This is a genomic window from Psychrobacter sp. Ps7, from assembly GCF_022129225.1.
Taxonomy (GTDB): domain Bacteria; phylum Pseudomonadota; class Gammaproteobacteria; order Pseudomonadales; family Moraxellaceae; genus Psychrobacter; species Psychrobacter immobilis_A.
In genome coordinates, this window is sequence record NZ_JADQAH010000058.1 from 1 (window position 1) to 13,242 (window position 13,242).

The following is a 13,242-nucleotide window of genomic DNA, read 5'->3' on the forward strand; positions in this document are numbered from 1 at the left end:
ATAACAATTAGGTTTGATAATTAGTTTATAACACTTTTAAGTAGACTTGACTATACGTTTTTATAAAAACTAATCGGCATATCTTTACTGTAATGAGCATGTGCCGTATATTAGCTATTAAACCATCAATCTATACGACTGGACGAATCGTAACATTAGTGAGTAGCAGCTTACAGGCTCAATGAGCGGTAAAGGCAATTGTTTCGACAACGCTCCAATAGAAAGCTTCTGGGGTACGTCGAAGAATGAACTTGTATATCATCAGGATTATAAAACAAGGTTTACAGCAATCAACGATATCACACAATATTGACCCTTGCTGTCAAATCCATATAACTAAACTTGGGAGATTTTGATTACGCAGCATGACGATAAAAATCAAACCACACCTGTCTTAGCGATCTATACCCCAGCGGAATTACCTAAAAAAGCTCTTTAATTAATAGACCACTTAAAATAGACTGGTTTAGTGGGACTACTTATAACAGACTGCTGAGCTAGTTATGTTTATTAGAGTATCAACCCGAGAGCAAGATGCCAAACGCGCCAAAAATGAGCTCATAGCATTTGCTCAAGAGCATAAGCATAAAGTTACTACGTTCTTATATAGAAAATAAATCAGGTGCAACGCTAGCACTTACAAAGCTGATGCAGCTGATAACTATCATAGCTAAAGAAGCGAAGTAACATTCAAATACTCAAATTATTTTGAGCGTCTGTGTTAAAATTTGTCAAATTATAATATTCTATTTTAGATAGTTTATTAGCGTAAATAGAGTCAAGAAAAATATTGATTACTTTTTAAGATAGGGTATATCAGCCGAAACTTTTATAGTCGAATTATCATCGTAACGATGATATTCACACCAGATTGACTATCAAGACACACATCCCTGCGTATAGCAGGGTCTGCTCTACCTCTTAAAATCATCTATCTCATCTTTAAAGGTCTCTACAACGACAGAAAAAATATCATCCCAAACTGCCTCATTTGCCAAAAACGGATAATCCTTAAGTAGCTTATTACTTTTAGCGCCTTTATTTTGTAGCATGCTGCGAATGATTCTATCGGCATAACTGTTGGGCATCTCAATAATCTCTTTTATCGCCAATCGTGCATGGTCATGTTGTCTTAGGTACTGTGACTCGTTATGCATCTCCTTTTCAATAACATGAGCAATCAGTCCTGATAGATACTGAACGTGAGGCGTCAGGTCCATAAAGCGCCATGCCGGTTGAATAAGGTGACTGTCTTCAAAATTTAAGTTTGAGCGAATACCATCAGGGTAAGTAACCGCCTGTTTATCAAAACAGTAATGATCACCGATTTGCTTCATGAGCGGCACAGACACACGGTCTAAAATCTTATCATAGGCATGACGGTCTGAGGGGTGCTCAGCAATGGCTTGTGATATGGGTAAGATAATCGGCTCATGAATGACCTGGTCTCGTCTGAGGACATCGTTAATTAAGAAGCGATGTACGCGACCATTACCATCAGCCAGCGGATGAATATACACAAAAGCAAAAGAGGCAACCGCACTACGTATCAGTGCCGATTGTCCCTCGGTCTTTGCCATAAATGCCTGTAACCCTGCTAACTTATCAACAATGTCATCGGCAGGTGGAGCGATATAGTGCACAATCTCTTTAAAGCCATTGACCTGAGTATGCGACACAAAAACGGGGGATTGACGGATGCCATACTGCTGGATGACCGTTTTACTCCCCAATATCTCTTGTTGCAATTCCGCCAGTGACTCAGGATCAAGTGGAATATCGCCCTTGCCGGTACGTCGTGCCATCACATCGGCAAAACGTTCAATACGTTTTAACTCTTTTCCTTCACCTTCTATAGTAAAGCTGGCTTTACTCTCTCGTAATGTCATCCATACGGAAGCGCGCATCAGTAAGTCTTGCCCAAATTCATCGTTCAGCTTGTCAACCATCGTGGCAATATCGAGTGCTGCCGCTTGCGTAAACGACTCTGTTTTTACCAGTTGAGGACAGAAATGACGGGTTCCTGCTAGATTATCATTGATACGCCAGCGAGCGTTCTTGATAACCTGTGCAGGGCTTGAAGTAACCAGCTTCTTAGCATCTAGAGCATCCACATAGTTACCGCCTAAATTGTTCGGTACTGCTAACTGCTGATCCATGAGCCACTCATACAAGAAAGCCATTCTACGGGCATAGCTGCCTGTGGGCTCAGCGTTTACCCATGCTTGTACCTCATCCGCACCTATCTGCTCAAACAAACGAGTCAGTAATTCTAAACTCAGTACTTCATGACGCATGTGAAACTGTAAGTGAGCAATAATTGTGTCCAGTGGCCGCGCCGTTTCCTGATAAGCGTTATGGATGACGTCACCCTCTTTATAGGTTTGCCTGCGCCCACCGATACTACTGCTGACATATAAAGGGACAACCAGCTCGATGCTTGCATGACGGATAAGCCATGCTGCGCCAATAGGGTCTGAGGTAGGGGTGTTTATCATGAGTGGCTCAAGCGATTATAGATAAGCCATTTTGCAGAAAAGCGATTATGATTGCAACATAATGGTTATTATCAAGCCTTACTGCATTAAATCGATTTTAATATGACTTTAGTGATACGTTTAGATCAAGACCAAAGGGTATGTTTAGTGGAAATAATGGATCGAAATTAAATGAGGTAAATACGCCGTTCTTAACACAGCTACGTAGTAAAAGAGTTCCTGTTTCTGTAAATAACGCCTTCTTGCCTCGTTTGTAAATCCTTATATATCAGCTGTTTACAAGTAAAAATAAAGAATTATTATTCCTAATAAAATGGCCGCCTATTCTTAAATTAGCAAGTTCACTTATTACTATAGATAATGGACAGTTAATTTACCATTCCATGTCCGACTGTATTCGGTCTGTTATAAGTGGTTCCATTATACCAGTCTGTTTTAAGTGGTCTGTTAATAGGTTTGAAGGGTAAAATAACTGGTTCCCTTGGGGTATACTGCGTTTATTATAGATGTGTTTGTCCGTAGTATTGTTGGCTGGAAGGTGTCTAATCGTATGAACATCGATATGGTGATGGCAGCGTTAAATCAAGCCATTGCAGACAGAAACAACCCAAAAGACGTTATTCATCGTAGTGATAGAGGCGTTCAGTATTTATCTATTCGTTATACTGATAAGATGGCTGATTCTGGCGTTATTACCTTTGTTGGAACGCGGGTAATTCATATGATAATGCATAGTACGATTGGTTATGTATCACCTTTTGAGTTTGAAAAGCAATATTATGATCGTCTTAATGAGTCAGGCAAAGTTGCCTGACTCAAATAAAACGCTCTCCGATATAGTCGGGGCGGTTCAGATAGCCAACTGGTTTAATATTATTCCGGTATATATGGGGTTAAAAAACGCACTAAGGCAGTGATTATTAAGAGTATTAGAAGAAGGTGTTGATATTTTATAAATCGTTCTGGGATAAATAAACACAGCACGGATACTATAAAAATTCCTATAATTTCAATCAAATTAGATAGACTTTGAGAGCCAAATCCTAGCCCAGTTAATACGACCCACAAAAATGATGGTAAGAATACTAGGCTAAATTTTTTCAATGGTTTATTCATAGGTTAGGCTTATCTTCTATGTGGGCGCAATTTCTATTGCACCGGCAACGGCACAACCCTGATATACTTCGCCTGCGTAAGTTAATATTGCAGTAAGTTCATTTTGATAGCCATTGTCATCGATACAAAGGTTATTTTTTATATTCACAACAATAGGCTGTCCATTGATAGTACTCGCGTATTCGACACCTTCAGTATTGACAGAACCAGAACCCACCACGATAACTGTTGCTGTCGTTGGCTTTAAGAAATTCGCCTCTATACTTAGCTCATTTCCTTCAATCACTATTCGCCAAATTTTTTCTTTAGCGGTGTTTCCAAAAGCAGTAAATGCCGCTGACGCTACCGGCACTTCTATTGTAGGCTGCTTACTCAGATCCGTGGTGTCGGCACGATGGTTATTACAAGCCACTAGAGCTAAGCTGCCCGTTAAGCACATTGTCGTTAGAAGCAAAGAACGCATAATTTTTCCTTTAAATATAATAAGAGAACACCACTATTTAGCAGTGTTCTCTTTGTTTACGTGATGAAATTCAGGTTTTTACTACCATAGGTAGGTTTACGGTAGAACTAGAAGTTAGGGTCGTTACAGGTGGCCTTATTCAGTAACTTACCAACGTACTCTCTATATCAGTAATACTAATATAACATATCTATAAAGGTTGACAGTGTGGAGTAAGATAAAATCGTTTTTTTACTGTTTGAGTGTTTAAAATATGAAAAACTTAACTGCTGCTATTCTAATTGCGCTTCCTGTTCTAATGGTAAGTCCTACAGTAATGGCCGCATCTTCAGATGCAGTGGCTAAAACTGTTGATGTTCAATTTAAAAAAGGCGCTAGTTCAGCTAACTATTATGGGAAATTAAAGGGTAGTAAGTACGATTCCTATACATTTTATGCCAAAAAGAACCAAAAGCTTTCTGTTAAAACAACGGGAGGGAATGTAGATTCTTATTTATTTAATAAGAATTTATCAGATTCTGTCAATGTAGGAGAATATTCCTCTGAACTAGATAACCAAGGTTATTACAAGCTTCCATATTCAGGTAAATATGAATTGCGTATTCTTCAGCCACGTTCTCAAGCTTCTAAAGGAAAAACACCTCCATATTGGCTAGAATTATCTATTCTATAGGTATATAAGCTTAATAATGGAGAGCATCCTATATTCTGTGTAACAGCTATGTGGCTTTCATCAATAATTACACAAAATGTAGGATGCTCTCGCAAGCTTCCTTAAAGCCTGAAATTTGTCTGATTCTTGCTTTCTTACTTTAGCCTTGATGTAAGACCAACCGATAAAAGCGACTACTAGTAATAAAACTATAATTACCAAGTACAAACCTCCTTAATAAATAACTAGTCACAATTTACTAGTATGTATAGCAATAAAAATTTATTTGATCTACTTTCCAAAAACCTAGATAAATTTTTATTTAGGGTGTCGATAAGTAAGTGCATAATGGGTTACATATAAATTGATATCATGTGCTATTAATCATTGGAAAAGCCTTCGTCTATTTGGTCGAGGGCTTTTTAGTTTTTTGCAACCCATACTGATCTAGAGTTTTACGCTGTAAATGACTGGCGATATTACCGCCTCTGCATATAGAAAGACATGCCCTCAGCGTATTTATCTTAATTGTTTAATCGTCGTCGTTTTTTTTATTATCTGAAGCTGGTTTCACTGCCTTGGTATTGCTAAGCACATTTCCGTTAGGCTTGGTATTTAACACCATATTTTCCATTGCTTTAGCAATGCTAGCAGAAGGTGACACACTCTCTGAAGCTAGTTTCATTGCCTTGATATTGCTAAGCGCATTTCCGTTAGGCTTGGTATTTAACACCATATTTTCCATTGCTTTAGCAATGCTAGCAGAAGGTGACACACTCTCTGAAGCTAGTTTCATTGCCTTGATATTGCTAAGCGCATTTCCGTTAGGCTTGGTATTTAACACCATGTTTTCAATTGCTTTAGCAATGCTATTACTTTTATCAAAACCTTCAAAATCTCGTAAAGGGTAAGCTGATTTTATTATCTTAGATAGACGTGCCAATTGGTCTTGATTTTTAAACGAATTAATAGAGATATCATCTATTATTGTTGTATATGGAACGTCATTCTTTGCATCTTCTACATAATCTTCAGCTCTAACACTATCTTCAATTAGATCCTTTACGACCGTTTCATTTTCAATAATCTTAGGTGTTTCAGTTTTACCAGCTTCTAATTTAGTAAGTTCTAACTCAGTAAAGTACTTATAAGACTGCGAAGCATGCTCTTCACAACCACTTATTTGCCCGTTTAAAATTGACATTTTTCTCAATAGCTCTGGGTCATGCTCGTTGTGGGGATAACGTACATGATGGTCAATTTCTCCCCAAGCTTCATCCAAAATACTACGTGTTTGCAGTTCTATTTTGCACCCACTGGGTTTTTGTTCCTGCAGAGTATAATGAATGGATCTATAGCGAGCGCCCGTCTTCTCTTCTAATTCATAAGTATAGACTGACTCTTCATGTTTTTTCGGTAAAGACGATTTAGGGAAAAACGTAAGGTCATCGTCATTAGCATGGTAAATAGTGATCGGGCTATCTGGACAAACATTTAGATTATCGAAAATATATTCATCTACCAATGACCAGTGAGCTTTAAAAAGAAATATAGCTCGCAACCCAATCAAGTCCGTTATGATTTTTTTATAATTATTTACATCTATATTTTCATACTTAATATTTTTACCGACCTCTTTTTTCTTACGTATTATTTTTTTAATTAATCCAACAGGGTCTTTAACACGCCATTTAACAGAATTTATTTCTGGAGAGTAATTTAATATGCGAGCGAAATGCTCAGCTAAATCCTGCATGCCATTTATACTTTTCACAAAATCTGTATAAATATCATAGAGGGTTTTTATATTTGTATTGATCCCATCTAAATCCTCAGGAATTAATCTCATTTCTAGCATCATCTGCTCTTCATTTATACTCATTCAACCCTCCTTCATATTATTAGTTTAAACTTCACTGCACATCATAAAGCTTCATGACTCCCAAAAGGAAGTTTTGTACCCGCCTTTATCGTTTATATCTTTTTTCTTTTAAGCTCTCTGTAAGAGTCCTCGAAGAGCGCAGTTTCAAGAAATGACATATCAGTCTACAGCTAAAGGTTCAAGTCCTCACTAGGGAACCAAACCACTTAGAGCGTCTGATTGATTCACTATAGGTATAGCTTAGCCTGAAATATCTGTGCTAATTGGTGTCACGCCCTAAATCTAATTTCATAATCTCATCAAAAAGAAAGAGCATCCCCAATAAAAGCTGATCAAACTCAGAAGAGTAATCCCCATCATTAATTTTCAGCTTGGAAATGGTCTTTTCATATTCGGTGCCTTTTCTATGCGCAACACCAGTTGATCTAACCGATTGAACTCCTCTCAGCAGTCTGGATAGAGCGGATAAATTTTGAGATTCTAACCTTTCAAGAAGAACTTCCATTAATGAAATAGATTTGATCGACTTATCTATTACTTCGAGGTGATCTCTAAGTGATTTAACATTTATCGAGTCTATAGTTGCTTTTGTAAGAGCAAGCACTTGCGCATCAAATTCTGATTGATCGTTGGTTAGCATTGATCGTATAGACTCATAAAAATGCTCATCTTTAATTGAAAGCGGTAAGAAAAGATACCACCCGTATTTTTTATTCCAATATTCCTGAATATCTCTAAATTTTTGCTTGAATCTGTGCTCTGGGTTTTCTGCATCGTAGAAATTGCCTAGAAAACTCCGCTCAAAATTTGTTCTACTTATTTTTCTTTCATCGGGTATTAAATTAAAGCTTTTCCAATAAACCTGCTCCTTGCTAGGTAGGTCCTGACCTAGATCACCTAAAAATACTGACACATGATTTGGTGAGTTATTGTCAAATCTCAATCTCCACGCGCCTGTTCTATCTAAATACCCATCTGTAATTTTATAGTCGGAAGAACTATAATATTTCTGCATAACTTCCTTTCGAAAAAATACAGGCGTTAAGTAGTGTGGAGAATCTGGATTGGCACCAAAATAATTAGCTAATTCATCAGGGTTACAAGAAAATATTTCAGGTTCATCAGTATCACCACCAATAATGAAATTCTGATATTCTTTCTCTGGCTCAAATGGCCATACGCCACACTTTTCCACTATCTCACATCTAATTAGTTTTTTTCCTAATATCCTAGAAAAGCATGTGTATCCATCCGAATAAGAGTCACCCGAATAGATCGTATATACAAGTGACTCATTCTTTATGTCATCAGAAAAGGCAACGCTTTCACGGTAGTGCCGAGTAAGCTCAAAATATAGGAGTAGGTTCATTTGACGGGCAGCCATAAAAGAGCGCAAGTATCGCCTTCGAATTTTTACTTCATTGCGCTCGACCTTTATTACTTCAACTTCGTCACCCACTTCGTCAAAACTAATAAATGAACCACTTTCATTATCATGGTATAAATTATGAAAAAGGCGGAACTCTTCAAGTATTTCAATGTAATATTCTTTCCTACCGTGAAAGTCACGAACCAGAACTGGCCTCAAAAAGTCATCGTCTGGATTAGTGTAGTAAGTAGTAATTTCTTCACCATCCTCGTATGACGTACAAAAACCTGGTCCTCCACTACCTACCATCAAATCCCAACCAGGTCTTTCCATTGTACGTTCTGATTTTTCTTTCTTAACAAGTGCACAATACATTGCGCCATCATGAGCTGTATTGTTGATCGGATCGCGCTTATAAACGGTGACCCAGAGTTCTTCGCCGTGCTTATTGGATAAAAAATCGATAAAGTCTTCAAAAAGGTTTTGTGACATATCTAAAAATCCTTCTTTGTTCTAAAGTAGCGTCTCGTTAAACATTTTATGGCCTCTTAGCCCAAGATACATTTTCAAAATAGCCTAGCTCTTTTTGTATTTTATTTACTTGTTCCTCGAAATCATCATCCCATTCTGGAATGTCCACATAAACAATATCATGGGAATAACCAACTACTGACGGCCCTAGCTTATCTCTGGAAATACCAACTACAATTTTGACATCGGGAAGTCGACCTCTAACAACTAGGCTCCTTAACCCTAGCTCTTGAACCCGAGCTTCTCGATCACTACTTGGCCCTAAATGGAATACGAATGCTGTGTTTTGGTGTGCCAGTACTACTCTTGCAGCAATTTTTAACTCGGGTTTTTGCAAAAATTCAGAAAAGGCATCGACTAGATTGGCTCGATGACCACGGGGCTGGAGAGCCATTTGGATAAGAGCATATTGGTTATCAGTTGCCTGATTCGTACCATACTCAAATATGCCATTTGTAAGAAGATCGCCAACAAAGTGCTCTATTAATTTATCCCAAAAATATGAATCCTTATAAGATTCCTGAATGGCTCTGTAGTCATCAGAACTTATGAATCCTTTAAAAACTGTATCATCAATTATTATTAGTTCAGCTTCTTCATAAGGGAATGAATGGTTATTCAATAAATAGATCGCCAGTAAGTCTTCTATTCCTCCACCATTGAAAACTATATTAGCTCTATTTATTAGAGCCTCAACGTCGGTTAAAAAACTAACAAAATCTGTAATCGTATCCAATAGACCAAAAATTGCTCCAAGACTGAACTCATCGCAGACATGCACGATACCATTTCCTAAATCACCTGACTGTGTTGGTATTTTACGTTGTGCGCCAAGTGATACAGATATACGATGTACAATTCGATTCTCCTTTATCGGCAATTCGACTTGTCGGCCATCGTGCCTAGTAAATTTAACTGACGAATTTAACCATCGTTCAGCACCCCATATTTGAGAAGCCGATTTATCTATTGCAGCTTTAGTCCACCTTTTCCATCCCGCTTCATCTCCTGTATCTTTGTACTTAATATCTTTTACAGAAATGATGACGATGTGTTTACCACAGACAATTAAGCAATCGCAAAGCTCTTTTCCTTTTTTTCCAATCGGATTTGGATGAGTCCAAAAATTGAGAAAAGCTCTCTCACATATAGAGTTCACAAATTTTTCTGATTCAGTCAATCCTTCGGACATAACATTCTCTCTGCTTGGTAACTAACGTTCATGTTTTCAGCTGTTTCGGAGCGAGTGGAACTAGTCCAACAATGATTGGATTAAGTCTTCACCTAGCCAACTGTCCGTAATAATAACTGCTGCTAAATTTCCCTTAAAAACGGTATCTTTGAAAGCGTCAATGACATTGATTTCGAGTCCCATTAGTGGAACCGAACTAATTAAAGTGCCCGATTGGTTTGCCATAGGCATAGATTATTCTAATGTAACCTTGTTAATTGATGACACGCCTTAGTAGGTATGCATTAGAGTGACTAGACAGAATTTTTATTTATTACATCTTTATAGTATTTTTACATTGATCGCCAGAAATACCAAAACCGCTACAACCCCAAAATTTACCGTACTTACCATTGCGTATTCTCATAGGGCGACCGCATTTATTGCAGATTTTTGCTGAGTTATCGCACTCTACATTATTGCATCTACTCTCGTTTTCTCTATCAACAGAAGGTGCACCACACTCTTCACATACACGTGCTTTACCTACCTGACAGCCTTTACCAGAGCTACAGCCGTAAAAATCACCATATCTGCCTTTTATTAGACGTAAATAGCCACCTGCACAGTTAGGGCATTTGAATGTTTTTCTATAATGCTCTTGAAATTCTTGAGATACGATATTGATATCGTATTTAGGTTTAAGTAATTCACTGACAAACTCTGATGGTGAGGTCGGATTTGCAATAATGTAAGATTTCTTTTTACAACGTGTGATACCTACATACAGCAAACGTCGTTCTTCAGAATGAGGATACGGATCTAATGTTGGAAGTAACGCTTCAGGAATAGCATCTTCACGATTCCCGTTAGGAAAGCCACTCTTTCCTTGGAAAAAACCAATCAAGATGCAGTAGTCTGCTTCTAACCCTTTTGACTTGTAAAAGCTCCAAAAATTAATACCTTTCGAATCTTTTTCCCCCAAAAAGTCACGCGATTCTTTGAGCAGATAGTTATATCTTGCAATGACGGCTATTGAACCGTTAGGGTCGCTCTCTCTAATTTCATTGACCACCTCATGCACTCTACTGTATAAACCGTTTTCCTTGCTAGAGTCATCATCTAACAAATAGACTTGTGGCTCATTTACTACTTCATGCGTTTGAATATGTTTTTTATATTGCTCAGGATTCTCCATAACAAATTTGCCTGCAGTATCAGCAATGCTATTGTTATAGCGAAAAGTCTTTTGAAGCATAGTTAGGCTATGAGGCCCTACCAATTCATTGAATCTAGTGGTCAGCTCAAGCTTACCTCCTGCAAATCTATAAATAGACTGCCAGTCGTCACCAACAACTGTCAACGAAGGATCAGGGCCCTTTGCAATAATACTGTTTATAAAATCCATGCGAGAAGCTGATATGTCTTGGAACTCATCAACTAAAATATATTTCCATTTAGGTTTGTATTTATTGTTATCTATAACCTCAATAGCACGAATAATCATATCGTCAAAATCGATAGAGTTATTCGCTGCAAGTTCTACAACATAAGCCTCATGCAGATCATTTAAAATTTGTGTTTTTTGTTTTGGTTGAGATATCTTAGCTTTTTTCAGCCGATCAAATATATTGTCTTCATTCAATCTTTCAAACCGAATAGCCTGTAGCGATTTAACCAGCATCTTGCTCCAAGTAGCAATCTGATTACTAGCAGACAGTTCTGAAAGTAGCTCATTTAAGGTTTCATCTAGAGCTTTTTTATTTGGAATCACTCCAACAGCTCTTAATCGTTCTTCAAGCCTTTCTTCTAACGCATCTTCAGTCCAATCATAGTGAAAGGTTTCTACTAAAGTCGTATTAAGCTCATTGTGTAATTCGCGTTTACTTTTAATAGACTCGTTATAGTCTTGTTTATCAATGTCTGGACGTGTATTCCCCTGTCTATCAATACCAAAGTGTTCAATGTAAATATCAGAGTTAACAATATGAAAATCAGGCTGATAGTCAAAACCTACATCAATCCGGCGCTTGCTAACATAAGGCGCTTCATACTCATAAGATATTTTATGCAAAGCCAACCAATTAGCTATTTTTAGTTCTTGATAACCCTTTACCAGCTCACCTTTGAGGGTTCTATATTCATTATCTCTAATGTGGTTCTCATACTCAGCTTGAGTGCTAAAGTCGAAAGGATTTACAGCTTCTGGAAATAAAGAGATGAAACTAAGCAATCGTTTTGGATTCTGTCTTAAATAACTTATTACCCAGTTTGTCACCCACATATCTAACTTTAAGCTGTCTTCAGTCAAAACACTCATATAGGTAGGAATGCCAGACTCTCTTAAAATGCCACGACCCAATGCATGAAAGGTTGAAATTTGGGGGTGTTCCATTAGCTCTATACCCGCATTATCTGCCTTATCAGCTAAGCGTTGTTTTAACTCTTCAGCCGCAGATTTATTATAGGCTAGTATTAATATTTCAGATGGTACGACAAGGCCACGATCAATAAGATCTAGAGCTTTAGCAACCATAACGGATGTTTTTCCTGTACCAGCTGCCGCAAGTACCATATTTTTATCATTAGAGCGCAGTACGCCAAGCCTTTGTTCATGAGTTAAAGGGTTAGATTCTACGTTATCGAAAAATGATTGTCTTTGCTCTAAATTAAATACTTCATGATAAGTACCTAATCCCTCTTGCGTAAAAGGATGTTGGTTGTAAATGGCCTGGATATCACTATGTAAATTATGGTTGCTAAAATAGTGCCATGGCGTATTTGTGTCTTTATAGAAGGGTAGTAAATCGTTTGCTATAGATTTGATTTGTTCTACTCTAGACCCTCGAGGATAGAGAGTCAGCACTTGGGAGTTAAAACGGTCGATTGAGTCTATAAGGCGAGGCTGTATGCCATGGGCAATTTTTTTGTTGGCAGATTCTACAAATGCTACAGCATCTGTTTTGGATAAAAACTTGTGTCCCTTAAAGTCTTTTCCGTCAAAGACGTATAGCGTTGCACCAAAAATACCGCCTTCTAAATAGACGAATTTTTGAGCCTCAGAGAACGATATAAGCTCTTTCGCGCGTCCTTTAGCTTCTAAAGACAGACCTTGTTCTGTCAGCATTAAACTCTTATTACCAAAAAACCTACCTAAAAGATTGAAATTTAGCTGCTTAACAGTAATGATATCTGTCATTTTTATACCTAAAAATTATTGTGTATGGTTATTTATTTTTTAAAATATATGTTTAATAATTAAACACGAAACTGTATTTAAATTACATCATCAGTAGTGAGCTCTATGTCTGTAATCGTACAGGTTTTAGAACTCTAATATTCAGAGTTTTTCCAGAACCATTAGGGCTGATTAAATAAGTTATCTTATCAAGTTGTATCTCTGTTGTTTCTTTACCGAAGGATTGAAAATTAGATAAGCACATTTTTTTTAGAATTATAGTGATCTTATATTTCTCTATAACATTAGCAAGCAAACTAAAATTTCTAGGGACTGTATAGAATTGAGAAAGCATTGAAAAAAATAAGCAACGCCTTACTCT

8 protein-coding genes and 2 pseudogenes are annotated in these 13,242 nt (G+C 37.4%); 3 read left to right on the forward strand and 7 right to left on the reverse strand.

Annotation, left to right across the window (positions count from 1 at the left end; all coding sequences use genetic code 11):
* Positions 1 to 175: 175 nt before the first annotated feature.
* Positions 176 to 310 (forward strand): annotated as a pseudogene (locus I3257_RS13580) (IS3 family transposase); the annotation flags it as partial.
* Between the two features lie 604 nt (positions 311 to 914).
* On the opposite strand, the gene I3257_RS13585 reads toward I3257_RS13580, so the two are convergent.
* Positions 915 to 2,498, reverse strand: coding sequence for a Fic family protein (locus tag I3257_RS13585; protein WP_238050094.1), 1,584 nt, complete (start codon positions 2,496 to 2,498; stop codon positions 915 to 917).
* A gap of 487 nt (positions 2,499 to 2,985) precedes the next feature.
* On the opposite strand from I3257_RS13585, the pseudogene I3257_RS13590 reads away from it, so the two are divergent.
* Positions 2,986 to 3,312: pseudogene (locus tag I3257_RS13590) on the forward strand (DDE-type integrase/transposase/recombinase); the annotation flags it as partial.
* Positions 3,313 to 3,630: 318 nt separating this feature from the next.
* On the opposite strand, the gene I3257_RS13595 reads toward I3257_RS13590, so the two are convergent.
* Positions 3,631 to 4,077: a hypothetical protein gene (locus tag I3257_RS13595; RefSeq protein ID WP_025651568.1), complete on the reverse strand. Its 447-nt coding sequence runs from the start codon at positions 4,075 to 4,077 to the stop codon at positions 3,631 to 3,633.
* 253 nt (positions 4,078 to 4,330) lie between these two features.
* Here I3257_RS13595 and I3257_RS13600 point away from each other — a divergent pair, with 253 nt between their 5' ends.
* Positions 4,331 to 4,750 carry a PPC domain-containing protein gene (locus I3257_RS13600; RefSeq protein WP_062846051.1) on the forward strand — a complete coding sequence of 140 codons (420 nt, stop codon included), beginning with the start codon at positions 4,331 to 4,333 and terminating at the stop codon, positions 4,748 to 4,750.
* 511 nt (positions 4,751 to 5,261) lie between these two features.
* Here the strand turns inward: I3257_RS13600 and I3257_RS13605 are convergent.
* The 5 genes from I3257_RS13605 to I3257_RS13625 form a co-directional block, all read right to left on the reverse strand.
* Positions 5,262 to 6,611: a hypothetical protein gene (locus tag I3257_RS13605; protein ID WP_238050095.1), complete on the reverse strand. Its 1,350-nt coding sequence runs from the start codon at positions 6,609 to 6,611 to the stop codon at positions 5,262 to 5,264.
* Positions 6,612 to 6,870: 259 nt separating this feature from the next.
* The gene (locus tag I3257_RS13610; RefSeq protein ID WP_238050096.1) at positions 6,871 to 8,472 is read right to left on the reverse strand and encodes a hypothetical protein; all 1,602 of its coding nucleotides are present in this window, start codon (positions 8,470 to 8,472) and stop codon (positions 6,871 to 6,873) included.
* A 46-nt stretch (positions 8,473 to 8,518) separates the two neighbouring features.
* Complete coding sequence (locus tag I3257_RS13615) at positions 8,519 to 9,703, reverse strand: hypothetical protein (RefSeq protein WP_238050097.1); 1,185 nt, start codon at positions 9,701 to 9,703, stop codon at positions 8,519 to 8,521.
* 313 nt (positions 9,704 to 10,016) lie between these two features.
* A complete protein-coding gene (locus tag I3257_RS13620) occupies positions 10,017 to 12,881 on the reverse strand; it encodes a UvrD-helicase domain-containing protein (RefSeq protein WP_238050098.1) in 2,865 nt (954 codons plus the stop codon).
* Between the two features lie 103 nt (positions 12,882 to 12,984).
* Positions 12,985 to 13,242: hypothetical protein (locus I3257_RS13625; RefSeq protein ID WP_238050099.1), on the reverse strand; the 258-nt coding region annotated here is incomplete at its 5' end.

Bases quoted from the DNA above. Each gene is read 5' to 3' on its own strand.
- I3257_RS13585 (WP_238050094.1), bottom strand. From the start codon at position 2,498: ATGATAAACACCCCTACCTCAGACCCTATTGGCGCAGCATGGCTTATC.
- I3257_RS13595 (WP_025651568.1), bottom strand. From the start codon at position 4,077: ATGCGTTCTTTGCTTCTAACGACAATGTGCTTAACGGGCAGCTTAGCT.
- I3257_RS13600 (WP_062846051.1), top strand. From the start codon at position 4,331: ATGAAAAACTTAACTGCTGCTATTCTAATTGCGCTTCCTGTTCTAATG.
- I3257_RS13605 (WP_238050095.1), bottom strand. From the start codon at position 6,611: ATGAGTATAAATGAAGAGCAGATGATGCTAGAAATGAGATTAATTCCT.
- I3257_RS13610 (WP_238050096.1), bottom strand. From the start codon at position 8,472: ATGTCACAAAACCTTTTTGAAGACTTTATCGATTTTTTATCCAATAAG.
- I3257_RS13615 (WP_238050097.1), bottom strand. From the start codon at position 9,703: ATGTCCGAAGGATTGACTGAATCAGAAAAATTTGTGAACTCTATATGT.
- I3257_RS13620 (WP_238050098.1), bottom strand. From the start codon at position 12,881: ATGACAGATATCATTACTGTTAAGCAGCTAAATTTCAATCTTTTAGGT.